Raw genomic sequence first — 17,089 nt, 5'->3', positions numbered from 1 at the left:
GGCCCTCCGCGACGCGGGCGACAAACCGCGTTGATCTTGCAGTTGTGGTGCCGGAACACTCCCACGATGTCCGGGTTTGTCGGGCACCACAACTGCATGATCAACGCATCAGGGGGGCGGCGGCGGACGTCACAGCTCGATGTTGTGCATGACGTGCTTGACGCGGGTGTAGTCCTCCAGCCCGTACATGGACAGGTCCTTGCCGTAGCCGGACTGCTTGAATCCGCCGTGGGGCATCTCGGCGACGATCGGGATGTGGGTGTTGACCCACACGCAGCCGAAGTCGAGGCGCCGGATCATGCGCATCGCGCGGCCGTGGTCCTTGGTCCAGACCGACGCCGACAGGCCGTATTCGACGCCGTTGGCCCAGCGGACCGCCTCGTCCTCGGCGGTGAACCGTTGCACGGTGATGACCGGGCCGAAGACCTCGTCCTGAATGATCTCGTCATCCTGGCGCAGGCCGGAGACGACCGTGGGGGAGTAGAAGAATCCCTTGTCGCCGACGCGGGCGCCGCCGGTGCCGAGCTTCGCGTGGTCGGGCAGCCGCTCGATGAAGCCGCCGACGCGGGCGAGCTGGTTGGCGTTGTTCAGCGGGCCGTAGAGGATGTCCTCGTCGTCCGGCGCGCCGGTCTTCGTCGCCGCGGCCTGCTCGCTGATCGCGGCCACGAAGTCCGCGTAGATGCCCGGGCCGGCGAGCACGCGGGTGGCCGCGGTGCAGTCCTGGCCGGCGTTGAAGTAGCCGGCGACGGCGATCGCGTCGGCCGCCGCGGCGAGATCGGCGTCGTCGAAGACCACGACCGGGGCCTTGCCGCCCAGCTCCAGGTGGGTGCGCTTGAGCGACGGCGCCGCGGCGGCGGCGACCTCGCGGCCGGCGCGGACCGAGCCGGTGATCGACACGAAGTTGGGCGTCGGGTGCGAGACCAGGGCCCGGCCGGTGGCGCGGTCGCCGGTGACGACGTTGAGCACGCCCGGCGGCAGGAACTCGGCCGCGAGCTCCGCCAGCAGCAGGGTGGAGGCCGGAGTGGTGTCCGCGGGTTTGAGCACGACGGTGTTGCCTGCGGCCAGGGCCGGGGCGATCTTCCAGACCGCCATCATCAGCGGGTAGTTCCAGGGGGTCACCTGCGCGCAGACGCCGATCGGCTCGCGGCGCACGTAGCTGGTGTGCCCCTTCATGTACTCCCCGGCGGACTTGCCTTCGAGCACGCGGGCGGCACCGGCGAAGAAGCGGATCTGGTCGACCGACGGCGGCAGCTCTTCGCTGGCGGTGAGCGCGCGCGGCTTGCCGGTGTTGCGCACCTCGGTGTCGACGATCTCGGCGGCGCGGTCCTCCATGGCGTCGGCGAGCTTGAGCAGCGCCCGCTGGCGTTCCGAGGGTGTCGCGTCGCGCCACGTCTCGAACGCCTTCGCGGCCACCCGCATCGCACGGTCGACGTCCTCGGCGCCGGAGACGGGTGCCGAGGCGAAGACCTCGCCGGTCGAGGGATCGATCAGGTCGGAATAGCGGCCGTCGACGGGTGCCACCGGCTCGCCGCCGACGAAGTTTTGCAGTTGCTGGGTCATGTCCACTCCTTTGAGTGCCGGCAGCCACATCTTTCCATCGAATCCGCAGCGCACAACCCATTGAGCAACTGTTTCCGCGTCGTGAACGGGCATAGGATGGGGATTGTGACCCCGTTCTACATCTCCGGCCGCCCGGCCACCAGCGACGACGTCATCGACATCCGGCATCCGTATGACGGGCGCCTTGTGGGTAGTACCGCCAATGCCACCCCGGAGCAGGTGGAAGCGGCGGTTGCCGCGGCGGCGGCCGTGGCCCCGGTGGCCGCCGCGCTTCCGGCCAGCGCCCGCGCCGCCGCGCTCGACCACGTGAGCGCACGGCTGAAGGAGCGCGCTGACGAGATCGCGAAGCTGATCACCGCGGAGAACGGCAAGCCGCTGAAGTGGTCGCGGGCCGAGGTCAGCCGCGCCGTCTCGACGTTCCGCTGGGCGGCGGAAGAGGCCCGCCGCTTCTCCGGCACTGTGCAGCGTCTCGACACCGACCCGATCGCGACGGGCCGGCTCGCGCTGGTCAAGCGGGTGCCGCGCGGCCCGGTGCTCGGCATCGCGCCGTTCAACTTCCCGCTGAACCTGGTCGCGCACAAGGTCGCGCCGGCGCTCGCGGTCGGCGCGCCGATCGTGCTCAAGCCCGCCCCGGCCACGCCGCTGAGCGCGCTGGTGCTCGGCGCGATCCTCACCGAGACCGACCTGCCCGAGGGCATGTGGTCCATCGTGCCGATCCCCAACGACCGCGCGGCGGCCCTGGTCGCCGACCCGCGGCTGCCGGTCGTGTCGTTCACCGGCTCCGGCCCGGTCGGCTGGCAGATCCGCGACGCCGTCCCGCGCAAGCACGTCACGCTCGAGCTCGGCGGCAACGCGGCCGTGGTCGTCTGCGAGGACTGGGACGACCTTGACTGGGCCGCCTCCCGCATCGCCACCTTCTCCAACTACCAGGCGGGACAGAGCTGCATCGCGGTCCAGCGGGTCTACGTGCACGAGCGGCACTACGACGCCCTCGCCGACAAGCTCGTCACCGCCGTCGAGGGGCAGCGGACCGGCGACCCGTCCGACGAGGCGACCGACGTCGGCCCGCTGATCAGCGCTGCCGCGGCCGAGCGCGTCGAGGCGTGGGTCGCCGAGGCGGTCTCGGCCGGCGCCAAGCTCCTGACCGGCGGGACGCGCGAGGGCGCCGCCTTCGCGCCGACGGTGCTGGCGGCGGTACCGGTCGAGGCGAAGGTCGTCGCGGAAGAGGTCTTCGGCCCGGTGCTGGTCCTGGAGCGGGTCCCGTCGGACGAGGCCGGTTTCGCCGCCGTCAACGACTCGCGGTACGGGTTGCAGGCCGGCGTGTTCACCCGGCGGCTGGACCGCGCGTTCGAGGCGCACCGGGTGCTCGACGTCGGCGGCATCATCGTCGGTGACGTCCCCAGCTACCGGGCCGACCAGATGCCGTACGGCGGCGCCAAGGCCAGCGGCGTCGGCCGTGAGGGCCTGGCGTCGGCGATGGCCGACTACACCGAGGAACGGGTGATGGTCCTGACCGGCCTCCAGCTCTAGCGCGTCAGTCAGTCCCGCCGGGCTTTTGCGAAGAGCCCGGCGGCCGGTCGGCGGCCTCGAAGAGCCGCTGGTCGAACACGTCGGGCTCGAGGAAGATGAAGCACTCGTAGTCGACCTCCGCCCGGATCCGCGCCTCGGCCCGGTCGATCGCCTTCGCCACCCGGGCCATGGTCTCCTCCGCCGGCACGGCCACCTTCGCCGCGATCAGCAACTGGTCGGGGCCGAGGTGCGAGGTGCGCAGGTGGATCACCCGCTCGATCGGCGGCTCACTCTCGATCGCGGCCTCGATGCGCCGGAGGGTGATGTTGTCGGCCGACTCGCCGATCAGCAGGCTGCGCATCCGCTGCGACAGGGTGATCGAGATGACGACGAGCAGGACGCCGATCGCCAGGGTCCCGATCGCGTCCCAGCGCCCGTCGCCGGTGACGACGGCGAGGGTGATGCCGACCAGGGCGAACGTCAGGCCGGTCAGCGCGCCGAAGTCCTCGGCGAGCACCACGGGCAGCTCGGGCGAGCGGGTGGTGCGGATGAACCGCAGCCAGGACCGCCCGCGCCGGGACGTCTGCGCCTCCCGCACCGCCGTGCGCAGCGAGAACGACTCCAGGGCGATCGAGACGCCCAGGACCGCGAAGGCCCAGACCGGGGACTCGACCGGCTCCGGGTGGTGCAGCTTCTCGTACCCCTCGAACAGGGCGAACACCCCACCGACGAGGAAGATCACGAGGGTGACGAGGAAGCCGTAGAAGTACCGGAAGCGGGCGTAGCCGAACGGGTGCAACTGGCTGGCCCGCTGCCGGGCACGGCGCCCGCCGATCAGCAGCAACACCTGGTTGGCGGTGTCGGCGACGGAGTGGACCGCCTCCGCGAGCAGCGACGACGAGCCGGTGAACAGATACGCGACGAACTTGCTGAGCGCGATGCCGAGATTGGCGGCGAGCGCGGCGAGAATCGCCCGAAAAGAGTTACCTTCCTCGGCCATGCCTCATCCTGTACCACAACCGTTACTCCATCTCACCTCGGCAACCCGGACTGCGAGGTGCGCGGCGGGCGACCGCACTAAGCTCCGTAGGAGCGCGATGAGATGCTTGGGCTGATCCACCGCTGACGACCGCACGAAGGAGATGGCACGCGTGTCCGTCGATCCCGCCCTGCTTTCCATTCTGCGTTGCCCCGACGAACATCACGCCGAGCTGACGCTCGACGCGGACGAGCAGACGCTGACCTGCACGGAGTGCGGGCGGGTCTACGAGATCCGCGACGGCATCCCGGTGCTCCTGCTCGACGAGGCCCGGAGCCCGGGCGGCGCTGACGGGGACCAGCGGTGAACCCGCTGGAAGGCACCGCCGGGGTGCGTGGACACCGGGAGATCGACCTCGCGCTCCTGGACAACGCCGAAGCGCTGGAGCGCAACGATCCCGGTGGCATGCTGCGAGCCATCGCGTCGGCGGGTGCCCAGGTGCGGGAGTCGGCGGCCCTGGCCGCCGAGACCGACCTGAGCTCGCTGGCCGACGAGGGGCGGCCCCGCGCGGTGGTCGTCGCCGGCGTGGGCACCGCCGCCCGCACCGGGGACATCCTGGAGACCGTCGCCGGGCCGCGCTGCCCGGTGCCGGTGCTGGCGCACCGCAGCGCCGGCATCCCCGGCTGGGTCGGCGCCGCCGACGTGGTCATCGCGGTGTCGGCGTCCGGCCGCTCCCCGGAGGCGCTCGCCGCCGCCGAGGCCGCCGGACGGCGGGGCGCCCGGCTGGTCGCGATCGGCGCGCCCGACACCCAGCTACACGCCCTCGCCGACCGGTTCCGCGCACCGTTCATCCCGGTGCCGCGGCGTGCCCCGGCCCGGGCCAGCCTCTGGGGCCTGGCGGTGCCCGTCCTGCTGGCCGCCCGCCAGCTCGGCCTGGTCAAGGTCAACGAGGCGGACCTTGCCGAGACGGCCTCCCGCCTCGACGCGGACGCGGACCGCTGCCGGATGACGCTCGAGTCGTTCGTCAACCCGGGCAAGAGCCTCGCGCTCGACCTCGCCCACTCGGTGCCGATCGTCTGGGGCTCCTCGCCGCTGGCGACGGTCGCCGCACGGCGGTTCGGCGACACGCTGTCGGCCAACGCGCGCTATCCGGCAGTCGCCGGCGCGCTCGGCGAGGCGGGCCGAGGCCGCGTCGGCCTGCTCGACGGGGTCTACGGCGGGCTCGCCGAGGACGACCGGGACATCTTCGCCGACCCGTCCGACGACGAGAGCGGCGGACCGACCCGGCTGCGGCTCGTGCTGCTGCGCGACGGCGGCCTCGCCGCCGACGAGGAGGAGCTGGACGGCGAGCCGACGGCCGTCGAGGAGCGGCGCGCCGAGGCCGTCCAGGAGCTGGCCGAACGCCGGGGTGTCCGGGTGAGTCTGATCACCGCCGAGGGTGGATCCGCCCTGGAGCGATTGGCATCGCTCGTCGCCGTGCCGGACTTCGCCTCCATTTATCTTGGACTCGCACACGGCTTCGACCCCATGGCCGTGCCCGCCGTGTCCGAGATGAAGGAGCTGGTCAGTCCATGAGCACAGAGGGTGGGACGAAAGCTGTCGTCGCGGCCCTGTTCGCGAACCTCGGCATCGCCGTCACCAAGTTCGTGGCGTTCCTGCTCACCGGGTCGTCCTCGATGCTGGCCGAGTCGATCCACTCGATCGCCGACTCCGGCAACCAAGGTCTGCTGTTGTTCGGCGGCCGTCAGGCGCAACGGCGTGCCACTTCGCGCCATCCGTTCGGTTACGGCCGGGAGCGGTACATCTACGCGTTTGTCGTGGCCGTCGTGCTGTTCTTCGTCGGCGGCGTCTTCGCGATCTACGAGGCCTGGCACAAGATCGGTCACCCGGAGCCGATCACGTCGTGGCAGTGGGTGCCGGTGACGGTGCTCGTGGCGGCCATCGTCATGGAGAGCCTCTCGTTCCGCACGGCCATCGTCGAGACCGCGAAGGTCAAGGGCGACGCCGGCTGGTGGCAGTTCATCCGGCGGGCCAAGCAGCCCGAGCTGCCGGTCATCCTGCTCGAGGACTTCGCCGCCCTGGTCGGTCTCATCCTGGCGCTCTTCGGCGTCAGCATGACCCTGATCACCGGCGACGGCGTTTGGGACGGCATCGGCACCGCCGCGATCGGTGTCCTGCTGATCGCGGTCGCCGCGATCCTCGCCGTCGAGATGAAGAGCCTGCTCGTCGGAGAGTCGGCCACCGACGAGCAGGTCGACGCGATCGAGAAGGCCATCACCGATGGACCCGAGGTCGAGCGCGTGATCCACATGCGGACCGTGCACCTCGGCCCCGACGAGCTGCTGGTCGCCGCGAAGATCGCGGTCCGGCACAACGAGACCGCCGAAGAGATCGCCAACGGCATCGACGCGGCCGAGTCCCGCATTCGCACGGCCGTGCCGATCGCCCGTGTCATCTACCTGGAGCCCGACATCTACCAGGCGGGGAAGGCAGGCGAGGAGCCGGTGGCCCCGTCCGCGGCGGAGGCGCATTAGCGGTGGAACTGCTCGAGAGCCCGATCCGCAGGTACGCCTGGGGGTCGCGCACGGCGATCGCGACCCTCCAGGGGCGTCCGGCCCCGACGGCGGACCCGGAGGCGGAGCTGTGGATGGGCGCCCACCCGGCCAGCCCCTCCCGGCTCTCGGTGAGCGGGTCGTCGCTCGTCGACGCCATCGCCGCCGATCCGGTCGCGCTGCTCGGCGAGTCCCGCGTCGAGCGGTTCGGGCCTCGGCTGCCGTTCCTGCTCAAGGTGCTGGCCGCGGCCCAGCCGCTGTCGTTGCAGGCCCATCCGGACCTGCGGCAGGCGCGGGAGCGGTTCGCGGCGGGCCACGCGTCCTACGTCGACGCCTGGCACAAGCCGGAGATGCTCGTCGCGGTCACCGACTTCGACGCGCTGTGCGGGTTCCGCGATCCGGCGGAGACCGCCCGCGACCTGTCCGCGCTGGCCGTGCCGCGGCTCAAGTCGACGATCGACGCCCTGCGCCGGCCGGACCCGGCCGAGGCCCTGCACGACGCGGTGCGCGGCCTGCTCACCCACCCCGACGCCGAGCTGGTCGACGACGTGGTGGCCGCCTGCCGGCCGCGCATCCGTGAGCACAGCTCCTACGCGCTGGCGGTCGAGCTGGCACAGCAATACCCGGGCGATGCCGGCGTGATCGTCGCCATGCTGCTCAACCGGGTGCGGCTCCGGCCGACCGAGGCGGTCTGGATGCCGGCGGGCAACCTCCATGCATACCTGAAGGGCGTCGGCGTCGAGATCATGGCGACGTCGGACAACGTCCTGCGGGGCGGCCTGACCTCGAAGCATGTCGACGTCGACGAGTTGCTGCGGGTGCTGCGCTTCGAGGTCCTCACCGACCCCGTGACGCGGCCGGTGGAGCTGGCGCCGGGCTTGACGGCCTACCCGGCGCCGATCCAGGACTTCGTCCTCCACCGCGCGGTCGTCGGCGCCGACGCCTCGGCGGTGAGGTTGCCGGGTGGCGGCCCGCGGATCGTGCTGTGCCTGTCCGGCAGCGTCCGGGTCGACGACGGTGTCGTGCCGGTCACGCTCGCGTCCGGGCAGGCGGCGTTCGCCCCGGACGCCCGGCCCGCCCTGTCGGTGAGCGGCCACGGCGAGGTCTACCAGGCCTCCACGCCGTCAGCCCAGGCCGTGGATCCGCTCGGCTAGGCCCGCGAGGTCCTCGGGCCGCCCGGCGCAGACGGCCAGGTCGCTGCCGCGGACAACGGGCACCAGGAGCCGGTCGGCCCTGGTCGCGGCGCGCAGGCCCGCCGGGTCCATCGGCGCCTTCATCGTGATCTCGAACCCGGCTTGGTCGCGCCCGTGGGCGCCGAGCAGCGACCGGGTGCGGTCGATGAGCTCGAAAGCGCGCCCGCCCGAGACGAAGAACCCGTCGCCGTGCGCCACGGCGCGGGCGGCGGCGCGCGGCGTGCCCCCGCCGACCACGATGCGGACCCGGCCGGTGGGTGGCCGGGGCTCCATGGTCCACCGCTCGCCCGGCACCGGCGTGAAGCTCTCCGCCGCCCACAGCTCGCGCAGCAGCGCAAGATCGCGGTCCGTGGTGCGGCCCCGGGCGGCGAAGTCGGCGTCGAGGAGCCGGAACTCGGCCTCCAGCCAGCCCACGCCGACACCGAGCACGGCCCGGCCGCCGGACATGTGGTCGAGGCTCGACACCGCCTTGGCGGTCAGGAGCGGGTGGCGCAGCGGCAGCACCAGGACGCCGGTGGCGAGCAGCAGCCGGCTGGTGTGGGCGGCGAGGTACGACAGGAACACGAACGGGTCGACGAACAGCCGGCGGCCCGGGCCCTCCGGCGTGCGTGGGTCGGCCTGGTTCGGCGACAGCGCGGCCAGTCCCTCGGGGACCGCCACGTGGTCGGAGGCCCAGACCGAGTCGTACCCCGCCTCCTCACCCGCGATCGCGATCTCCGCCGCGAACCCGGGATCGGCGGCGCCACCCCGGTTCAGGTAGGCGAGGCCGAGCTTCACCACCACTGCGCCTCGGTGCCGGGCGCGGCGAACAGTTCCTCGGTCGCGGCCCTCGCCCGGGCCAGCCCGACCGAACGATTGACCATGAGGTCCTCGAACTCCACCACGGCGACTCCGGTGAAGCCGATGTCGACGAGGGAGTCGCGCAGCCGTGGCCACTCGAGGCTTCCGCTCCCGGTGTTGCGAAACCGGACCGGCCGGCCGCGGCCGTAGTGCTTCCAGCCCGGGCCGGGTGGCACGGTCGGCAGCGACCAGAACTCGACGTCCTTCATGTGGACGAACTGCGGCGGCTCCGGCAGCGCGTACACGTACGAGTACGGATCGATGCCGCCGGCCGCGAGATTGGCCGGGTCGAGACACAGGCCGATGGAGCGCGCCGTCTCCGCGAGCAGCGACCGGGCGTCGAGCAGCGACGGCAGGTCGAACACCACCTGCCGCGGGTGCGGCTCGACGCACACGGTGACACCGCGGTCGGCGGCGTGGTCGAGCAGGCCGGCGATCGCCTCCACCATGCGCTCGACGTTGTGCCGCCAGGTCAGCGGAAGCCCGTGCCAGGGAAACATCAGCAGGTGGTCGGGGCAGCCGAAGTACAGGCGCACATGCCGGCAGCGCAGCGCCGCCGCGACGTCGATGGCGTGTCGTGCGGCGGCCCGGGCGTGCCGGATCTTGGCCGGCCGGTCGCCGGTCCGGACCGCGTCGGTGTGTTGGCCGTACGGCCCGAGCAGCAGCTCCGCGTCGCGGACGTTGGACACGCAGACGATCTCGGCGTCGTGTGCGGACAGCTCCCGCGCCAGCAGCTCCGCCGTCGCGACCGGGTCAGCGGGCAGCGACCGGGTCATGGCCAGCGTCGAGTCCAGTTGGATGTCGAACGCGCGAAAGCCGAGCCCGGTCGCCAGATCCAGGGCTTCGGTGAAGGTCACGTCGCCGAGCGCGGCCAGGCCGAGGGCGACCCGGGTGGCGGTCACCGGGTGACCACCACGGCGCCGGTCGGGGTGTCGTGGCTCGCCGTCGAGCCGTCCGCCGCCACCATGCTCAGCGCCTGCCGGCGGCAGTCCGGGGTCAGCGTCATGGTCACCTCCTGACCGAGGCGGTCCGCGACCACGGAGCGCAGCAGCGCCGTGAAGGGCGCGCAGCGGCACACGACGCCGCCGGTCATGACCCAGTCGAGCGGGCCGAGCCGCCGCGACACGTGCCGCACCATGTCGGCGAGATCGGCGACCGCGCCCTCGACGATCCCCCGGGCCACGTCGTCGCCGTCCTCGAGCCAGGCCGCGGTCACCGCCGTGGCCAGGCGGGCGACGGCCGTCTTCGGGTGCGGCAGCTCGGCCAGCCGCCGGGCGAGCCCGTCGACGGGCACACCGGCGTCGCGCTCCAGCCGGTCGCGGATCGCGGTGCGGGCGCCCCGCCCGTCGTACGCGCGGACCGCGGCGACGAGGCCCGCCCGGCCGAGCTGGAACGCGCTGCCCTCGTCGGAGGCGAGGTATTCGGTGCCACCCAGGCGCAGCAGCTCGGCCCCGTCCCGGGCGAGCACGCAGCTACCGGTGCCGACGACCAGGACGCCGCCGACGCCGCGCAACGGCGCGCCGAAGAGCAGCGGGTCGACGTCGTTCATCACGTGGACGGCACCGCGCAGGCCGGACGAGTGCATGGCCGCGGCCACCGCGCGCTGCCAGTACGCCAGGGTGCCGCCGCCGATGGCCGCGCTGGCGAACACGCCCTCGACCGCGTCGCCGCCGGCAGCGTGGCGCAGCACGGCGAAGACGTCGCGCACCCCGTCGTCGGCCGTCGAGTCGCCGACCGAGCTCGGGTTGACGGACGGCAGATCGACGTCCAGCGGTGCCGTGCCGCCGCGCAGGACGGTCATCCGGGTGGATGTCCCGCCCGCGTCGACGGCGAAGGTGATCGGCGCGCCGCTCGGGGTCATGGCCGGACCAGCGATTCGGAGAGCCGCGCCAGGTCGACGTTGTCGAGGATGATGAAGTCGCCGATGCCGCGCGGCACGACGTACAGCAGGTTTCCGCCGCGGGCCCGGCGGATCCCGTCGAGGAACTTGATGACGTCGTCGCACGCCTCCGGCTCGACCGACGTGGGAAGGCCGAATCGGTCCAGCAGGCAGTGGATCCGCTCGCTGAGCGACGTCGGCGTGAGGCCGGCGGCGACCCCGTAGCGGCAGGCGGTGGCGAGCCCGATCGCGACCGCCGAGCCGTGGCTGGCCGCGACGTAGCCGGTGGCGCTCTCCAGGGAGTGGGCGACGGTGTGCCCGAAGTTCAGGATCCGCCGTAGGTTCTTCTCGAACGGGTCGTCGCGTAGCAGGTCGAGCTTGATCTGAACGCTGTGCCGCACGATCGCCGCGAGCTCCGCCGCGCTGTACGTGTCGGCGCCCCCGATGCCCCGCTCCAGGTGCTCGAAGAGTTCGCCGCCGGCCTCGGCCACCGCGACCTTCACGATCTCGGCGAAACCCTCCCGCAGGTACGACACCGGCAGGGTGGCGAGCGTCGAGACGTCGCAGACGACGTGCGTGGGATGGTGGAACCCGCCGATCGCGTTCTTCGCTCCCGGAAGGTTGATCGCGACCTTGCCGCCGATCGCGCCGTCGGCCTGGGCGAGCAGCGTCGTCGGGACGTTGACGTACGGGACCCCGCGCAGATACGCCGACGCGGCGTAGCCGACCACGTCGGAGATCGTCCCGCCGCCGACCGCGACGACGATGTCACGCCGGGCGGCGCCCTCCGCGGCCAGCCACTCGAGGATCGCCCGCCACGTCTCCAGCGACTTCGCCGCCTCGCCGCCCCTGAGCCGGAGAACACCGGCGATCGAGTCCGCGGCCGAGCCGGTCACGGCGGTTTCCAGCCCGGGCCAGACGTCGGTGTCCGCCACGATCCACACCGCCCGTGTCCCGCTGAGCGCCGCGCGCAGGCCGGCGCCCAGGCAGCCGTCGCCGATCAGGATGGAGGTCTCGTACTCTTGCCGGTACCGCTCGCGGAGCCACTGGGAACTGTCACTGCTCAGGGGCATGTCTGCATCCTTGCTCTGCCAGAGGGCTGGGGGACGTTGCCTTACGCACGCTGCGGCGCGAGCACCTCCAGCACCCGTTCGCCGTTGCCGGTCAGGGACTCCAGCACCAGGTCGGCGCCGTAGTCGGCGAGCTGTTCGGCGGTGTAGTGCCCGGTCGCCACCAGGACCACCGGGATGCCGACGCGCCGGGCCGCCTGGGCGTCGGCGGGGCTGTCGCCGATCATCACGGTGGCGAGCCGGTCCCGGTCGGCCCGCAGCCGGACGGCGGCGCGGCGCAGGCAGGTCTCGACCAGCTCGTGCCGCTGGGTCGCCTCGTCGCCGTACGCCCCCCACTCCATGTCGAACCGGTTGAGGAGGCCGGCGGAGGTGAGCTTCTCGGTGGCACGGTAGAACGTGTTGCCGGTGACCACCGAGTTGGGGATGTTCCCGGCGGCGCAGAGGTCGAGCAGCTCGTCGACGCCGGCACAGGGCTCGTACGGCGCCTCCTTGGCGACCAGCTCGCGCCGCATCTCCAGGTCGAGCGAGCGCAGCAGCACCGGCAACAGGTCCTTCGGGTCGGCCCCGTCCACGACCCGGCGCATGCCGAGCTCCAGGATGCCCGCGTCGGTCGCCCCGACGAGCTCGGCCTCGTCGAACTCGGCGAGCTGGCCGAAGTGCCTGCTGAGGACGATGCTGTATCGGGAGCGCTTGGGGTTGCGGTAGGTGATGGCGGTGCCGTCCAGGTCCCAGATGACGATGGACGGCTCCCGCACGGTCGGGTCGGTCATGATGTGCCTCCGTCGGGATGGGTGTGTCTCAGGTCTGATGCTCCTCCGAATTCGTATGTCACCAACGGAAACGGCGAATCGTCCACAACTCAGCGCAGCCGCTCCAGCAGCCGCTTCACCTCGGCCATCTCCGGGCTGCCCGTCGCCGCGGGATCGATGCTCTCCACAAGCTCCTCCAGTTGGCGCACGGCGTCGTCGGCCCGGCCGGTCGCCGCGCCGTATCGCGCCAGCTCCAGCCGGCTCCGCACGATGTCGAGGTGGGTCAGGGCGAGCGACCGCGACTGCCGTTCGGCGACGTCCTGGAGGATTCTGACCGCCTCCTCGGGGTCTCCGGCCTTCCCGACCCACATGCCGAGCCGGTACGAGGCGTAGAGGGTGTCCGGGTGATCGTCACCCTGGAGCCGCCGGCGCCCGTCGACGACCTGCCGGAACAGGGCGACGGCCGTCTTCGGGTCGCCCGCCTCGCCGGTCCAGCGCGCCTTGCTGTGCAGCGCCGCCAGCGTGTAGACGTGGTCGGGTCCGTGCAGGCGCAGCCGGATCGCGTAGACGTGCTCGATCTCGGCCAGGGCGGTCCGCGGGTCGCCGGCCTGGCCGATGCGCCGGGCCAGGTCGTGCCGCGAGCTCATCGTGTGGGGATGCTCGGCGCCGAGGACGCGGGTCTGGTCGGCGACGACCGCGCGCAACTGCCGGACGGCCTCGTGCTCGTCGCCGGCCTCGCCCACCCAGTAGGCCAGGCTGTGCCGGGCGGCCAGCGTGCCGGGGTCGTCCGGGCCGAGCACCCGCCGCCGCTCCGCCACCACTTCTTCGAACATCCGGGCCGCGGTGCTCGGGTCGCCCGCCTCGCCCACCCAGTAGGCCAGGCTGTGCCGGGTGGCCAGGACCGCCGGATCGTCGCGGCCGCCGAGCTGCTCCCGGTCGCGCGCCAGCGCCCGGAACAGGTCGGCCGCCGACTTCGGGTCGCCGGCCGCGCCGACCCAGTACGCGTAGCTGTGCCGCGCGGCCAGGGTGTACGGGTGGCTCTTGCCGTACATCCGTTCCCGGCCGTTGACCAGCTCGGCGAAGAGCTGCTTCACCTGGGTCGGCTGGCCGGACTCGCCCAACGAGTAGGCGAGCGCCTCCGCGCTGTACGCGCCGCTCGGGTCGAGCGCCGACTGCAGTGATGCCCGTGTGTAGTCACGGTTTCCCTGCTGGAGGGCGGCGATGCCGACGTCGTAGGCCTCCGGCGGGGTCGCTTCCCGGACGACCGCCCGCCAGACGTGCTCGGGCACCGGGTCGGCGTCGACGTCCCGCTGCAGCGCGTCGGCCAGGTAGTCGAACGCGATGTAGCGATTGCCGCCGGCGGGGATGAGCAGGCTGCTCGTGGCGTGCAGCGCCTGCGTCGCCCAGCGCAGGGCCTCCTCGAGGCTCTCGGGGCGCAGCACGCTGCCGCCTCTGGCCTCCAGGTACGGCGTGTGCAGCTCGAACAGCAGGTCGGCCGAGATCGGCCGGTGGAGGCCGGCACGGCGCACGTCGACCGCGGCGGCGACGATCGCCGCGCCTCTCGGGTGGGCGCCCGGGCTCCAGGCGTCGCGCCAGTCCATGAGGAGCTGCGGCCCGGCGGCGATGTACTCGGCCACGCCGAAGCGGTCCGCGTGCAGGAGGGCGTCGGCGATGCGGGAGTCGTCGGTGTAGTTCCGCGCCCGCTGCAACTCGGTCGCCGACCAGCGGCGCTCCAGCAGGATCGGGCGGGCCATCCGGATGGTGTCCCGGCCGACCCGGGCGAACTCTCGTTCCAGCTCACCCGCGAACTCCTGCGATCGCGCGCTGTGCTTCGCGTGCTCCTGGGTGCGCATGGTGGCCAGCAGCACGACCTGGCGGTTGCCCTGGCCGATCAGCCGGGTGACCATCTGCGAGGTCAACCCGGTCGGGCCGAGGTAGCGCTCGAGGTCGTCGAGCCACACGACGCAGCGCTTGGCCTCCAGCACCGGGCTCACGACGTGTTGCAGCGCCTCGCGGCTGGTCGGCACGACCAGCGTGTGGTCGGGCAGCGTCGACCGCATCGCCTCGAACGCCAGGCGGCTCTTCCCGGCGGTCGACTCGCCGAGCACGAGCACGAAACCGCCCTGTTCGAGCGACTCGCAGAGCGTCCGCATCGCGTCGCGCGGCACGAACGGCGGGACGCTGTTGCCGGTCGGCACGGCCGGGGCCGAACCGGCGGCGCCGGCCGCCGAGGCCGCCGGATGGACGCCGATGTGCACCGGGTCGGTGACGTCGCGCACCAGGGGGAACCGCCCACCGTTGTCCACCCACGCGTGGGCGGTCACGGCCCGGACCTCCGCGGTGCGCCGGTCCAGCGCCGCGGAGCTGCGCGCCGCGATGACGCCACCGATGGCGGCGAGAACGGCGCCGGCGATGGACGCGACGGCCGCCGGCAGCCAGATGTTCATCAGGACCGGCGCGACGCCGCCCAATGCTCCTGCCGCAACGAATGCCAGAACCACCCGAGAACGTCGGACCATACCTGCTCTTCCACGTCGGAACCCATTGGTGGATCAACTGAGCCGGATCCGATCGTAGGAGGCCAATGCACGGTACGACTCATCTCAATGCACGGCGAAGCGGGCACAGTGGCTACTCCGGGCCGTCATAGAGTGGACCCGGGGGTGGCCCGACGTCCCGTCATGGCCGCCGGGTCGGTGATCCGTGGCGCGACGTGAACCGTCGTACAAGTGCGAACCGCGGGCGGAGCGAGAGCGCCGGCGCCGGTCGCCTGGCTGGGGCCCGCCGTAGCCCGGCCTCAGGTATCCAGCAGGCGCTAGGATCGGGGTCCTGGCCCACGACGCGAGCTGGCGAGCGCGGCCCGCTCGCCGCGGCGGCCCTGCCGCGCTCCGGCGCGCACCGCCCGGTCCTGCCCATCCATACCGGACGTGCGCCCGGTGGTGCACAGTCGGTCCAGGTATCGGACAAAAGGACGATTGGCGAAAATGATGCGGTTGATAGACACTCTCAAATACGAGCCGGTGGAGCTCCGATTCGGCACGTCCGGTCTGCGCGGCCTTGTCACGGACATGACCGACCTGGAGTGCTACATCAACACCGCCGGCTTCCTGCGGTTCCTGGAGAGCGAGACGGGCTTCTCGCCCGGTCCGGTCTACATCGCGGGGGACCTGCGGCAGAGCACCCCGCGGATCCTCCGGGCGGTGCGCGCGGCGATCGCGGACCAGGGCAGCACCCCCGTCCACTGGGGGGCGATTCCCACGCCCGCGCTGGCGCGCCACGCCTTTGCCGCTGGAGTGCCGGCCGTCATGGTCACCGGCAGCCACATCCCGGCCGACCGCAACGGCATCAAGTTCTACAAGCAGCACGACGAGGTGCTCAAGCCCGACGAGCGGTCCATCGCGGAGGCGGTGGCGGCGGTCCGTGCCGCCGTCTACGCCACCCCGGCGGAGACGGCGGCCTTCGACGCCGCGGGCATGCTCCGCCGCGAAGAGCCGCTGCCGGCGCCGTCCGACGAGGCGGCCCGCGCCTACCTGGAGCGGTTCACGTCGCTGTTCCCGGCGCGACCGCTGGCCGGCCGGAAGGTGGTCGTCTACCAGCACTCCGCGGTGGGCCGGGACATGCTGACGCGGTTGCTGTCGGACCTCGGGGCCGAGGTCGTGCCGGTGGGCCGATCCGACGTGTTCGTCCCGATCGACAGCGAGAACGTGACCGCGAAGGACCGGGCCTACTTCGAGGGGCTGGCCGCGGCCCATCCGGACGTCTTCGCGATCGTCTCGACCGACGGTGACAGCGACCGGCCGTTCGTCGTCGACGAGAACGGCGTCTTCCATCGCGGTGACGTCCTCGGCGTGCTGGTGGCGGAGTGGCTGGCGGCGGACTTCACCGCGTTCCCGGTGAGCACCAGCGACGCGGTCACCATGCGGCTGGAGGAGGCCGGCGGCATCCGATACGCCCAGACGCGCATCGGCTCGCCCTACGTGGTCGCGGCGATGCAGGAGGCCGCCGCCGCGGGCGCGCGGCGGCCCGTCGGCTGGGAGGTCAACGGCGGTTTCCTGACGGGGGCCGACCTGACAGCCGGTGCGGGCACGCTCACGGCGCTGCCCACCCGGGACGCGTTCCTGCCGATCCTGGTGAGCCTGGTCCGGGCCGCCGAGGCCGGGGTGCCGGTCTCCGCGATGTTCCAGGCGCTGCCGCAGCGGTTCACGCAGGCCGGCCTCATCGACAACTTCCCGTCGGACGTAGGGCAGCGGATGATCGCCGCGCTGGCCGCCGGCGACGACAACGCCCGGGTGCTCACGGCGCGGCATTTCGGTGCCGAGGGCGGGTTCGGCACGGTGAAGGCGACCGACGACACCGACGGCGTGCGCATCTTCTTCACCAGCGGCGACGTCGCGCACATCCGCGCCTCGAACAATGCGCCGCAGTTGCGGATGTACAGCATCGCGGACAGTCAGGATCGCGCCGACGAGATCGTGCGGCTTGCGATCGAGGAGCCGGACGGGATCTTTCGCCGGTTGGAGCGACAGTTCACGGCCTGACTTGTCCGAATTAAGCGGATCTGCTTGACAGGACGGTTGCAAAGCGTAGTCTTATAGCTACGCAGGGTTCGGAAAGCGCTCGAACCGCACGCGGGGGAACCAAACCGGGGGGAAGCACGGGGCGGTGGGAGTGATCTCACCGCCCCGTGCGCTGTCCAGCGCCCGAAGTTCTTGCGCCATCCTGGACGACCCCCGAGGCGATTGGTGCCGCCCAGCCTCG

Annotated in this window: 14 protein-coding genes; 6 read left to right on the top strand and 8 right to left on the bottom strand. The window is 72.3% G+C overall.

Translation table 11 applies throughout. The features are described 5' to 3' along the window. Positions 1 to 129: 129 nt before the first annotated feature. Positions 130 to 1,560, bottom strand: a complete 1,431-nt coding sequence (locus Drose_RS33340; protein WP_390891262.1) for a gamma-aminobutyraldehyde dehydrogenase — start codon at positions 1,558 to 1,560, stop codon at positions 130 to 132. Positions 1,561 to 1,665: 105 nt separating this feature from the next. Here Drose_RS33340 and Drose_RS33335 point away from each other — a divergent pair, with 105 nt between their 5' ends. Continuing rightward, on the top strand, positions 1,666 to 3,090 hold the full coding sequence (locus tag Drose_RS33335) for an aldehyde dehydrogenase family protein (RefSeq protein WP_260725222.1): 1,425 nt from the start codon (positions 1,666 to 1,668) through the stop codon (positions 3,088 to 3,090). 4 nt (positions 3,091 to 3,094) lie between these two features. Here Drose_RS33335 and Drose_RS33330 read toward each other — a convergent pair whose 3' ends face one another. Next, on the bottom strand, positions 3,095 to 4,069 hold the full coding sequence (locus Drose_RS33330; protein WP_260725221.1) for a cation diffusion facilitator family transporter: 975 nt from the start codon (positions 4,067 to 4,069) through the stop codon (positions 3,095 to 3,097). 151 nt (positions 4,070 to 4,220) lie between these two features. Here Drose_RS33330 and Drose_RS33325 point away from each other — a divergent pair, with 151 nt between their 5' ends. Genes Drose_RS33325 through manA form a run of 4 tightly spaced genes read left to right on the top strand, consistent with a single transcriptional unit; the run spans position 4,221 to position 7,754 of the window. After that, positions 4,221 to 4,415 carry a Trm112 family protein gene (locus tag Drose_RS33325; RefSeq protein ID WP_260725220.1) on the top strand — a complete coding sequence of 65 codons (195 nt, stop codon included), beginning with the start codon at positions 4,221 to 4,223 and terminating at the stop codon, positions 4,413 to 4,415. A 5-nt stretch (positions 4,416 to 4,420) separates the two neighbouring features. After that, positions 4,421 to 5,623: an SIS domain-containing protein gene (locus tag Drose_RS33320; RefSeq protein WP_260729902.1), complete on the top strand. Its 1,203-nt coding sequence runs from the start codon at positions 4,421 to 4,423 to the stop codon at positions 5,621 to 5,623. Then, positions 5,620 to 6,582 carry a cation diffusion facilitator family transporter gene (locus Drose_RS33315; protein WP_260725219.1) on the top strand — a complete coding sequence of 321 codons (963 nt, stop codon included), beginning with the start codon at positions 5,620 to 5,622 and terminating at the stop codon, positions 6,580 to 6,582. The genes Drose_RS33320 and Drose_RS33315 overlap by 4 nt, the downstream gene beginning before the upstream one ends. 2 nt (positions 6,583 to 6,584) lie before the next feature. Next, positions 6,585 to 7,754, top strand: coding sequence for a mannose-6-phosphate isomerase, class I (manA, locus tag Drose_RS33310; RefSeq protein WP_260725218.1), 1,170 nt, complete (start codon positions 6,585 to 6,587; stop codon positions 7,752 to 7,754). Here the strand turns inward: manA and Drose_RS33305 are convergent. From Drose_RS33305 to Drose_RS33280, 6 genes are all read right to left on the bottom strand, one after another. Then, positions 7,725 to 8,573 (bottom strand): TIGR03619 family F420-dependent LLM class oxidoreductase, encoded by an 849-nt coding sequence (locus Drose_RS33305; protein WP_260725217.1) that lies wholly within the window; start codon positions 8,571 to 8,573, stop codon positions 7,725 to 7,727. The two genes, manA and Drose_RS33305, sit on opposite strands and share 30 nt — an antisense overlap. Further along, positions 8,567 to 9,535 (bottom strand): sugar phosphate isomerase/epimerase family protein, encoded by a 969-nt coding sequence (locus tag Drose_RS33300; protein ID WP_260725216.1) that lies wholly within the window; start codon positions 9,533 to 9,535, stop codon positions 8,567 to 8,569. Before Drose_RS33300 ends, Drose_RS33305 begins: the two co-directional genes overlap by 7 nt. After that, a complete protein-coding gene (locus tag Drose_RS33295; RefSeq protein ID WP_260725215.1) occupies positions 9,532 to 10,494 on the bottom strand; it encodes a BadF/BadG/BcrA/BcrD ATPase family protein in 963 nt (320 codons plus the stop codon). The genes Drose_RS33300 and Drose_RS33295 overlap by 4 nt, the downstream gene beginning before the upstream one ends. Continuing rightward, complete coding sequence (locus Drose_RS33290; protein WP_260725214.1) at positions 10,491 to 11,585, bottom strand: 3-dehydroquinate synthase; 1,095 nt, start codon at positions 11,583 to 11,585, stop codon at positions 10,491 to 10,493. The genes Drose_RS33295 and Drose_RS33290 overlap by 4 nt, the downstream gene beginning before the upstream one ends. Before the next feature lie 41 nt (positions 11,586 to 11,626). Then, positions 11,627 to 12,352 (bottom strand): HAD family hydrolase, encoded by a 726-nt coding sequence (locus tag Drose_RS33285; RefSeq protein ID WP_260725213.1) that lies wholly within the window; start codon positions 12,350 to 12,352, stop codon positions 11,627 to 11,629. 89 nt (positions 12,353 to 12,441) lie between these two features. Next, positions 12,442 to 14,832: a tetratricopeptide repeat protein gene (locus Drose_RS33280; protein WP_260725212.1), complete on the bottom strand. Its 2,391-nt coding sequence runs from the start codon at positions 14,830 to 14,832 to the stop codon at positions 12,442 to 12,444. A gap of 492 nt (positions 14,833 to 15,324) precedes the next feature. Between Drose_RS33280 and Drose_RS33275 the strand changes: the two genes are divergently transcribed. Continuing rightward, positions 15,325 to 16,869, top strand: a complete 1,545-nt coding sequence (locus Drose_RS33275; protein WP_260725211.1) for a phosphohexomutase domain-containing protein — start codon at positions 15,325 to 15,327, stop codon at positions 16,867 to 16,869. The last annotated feature ends 220 nt before the right edge of the window (positions 16,870 to 17,089 follow it).

Origin of the sequence: Dactylosporangium roseum, assembly GCF_025264685.1 — a bacterium.
GTDB classification, from domain to species: Bacteria; Actinomycetota; Actinomycetes; order Mycobacteriales; family Micromonosporaceae; genus Dactylosporangium; species Dactylosporangium roseum.
Note: the sequence above shows the minus strand (reverse complement) of the source record. Positions and strands in the feature narration are given on the sequence as shown.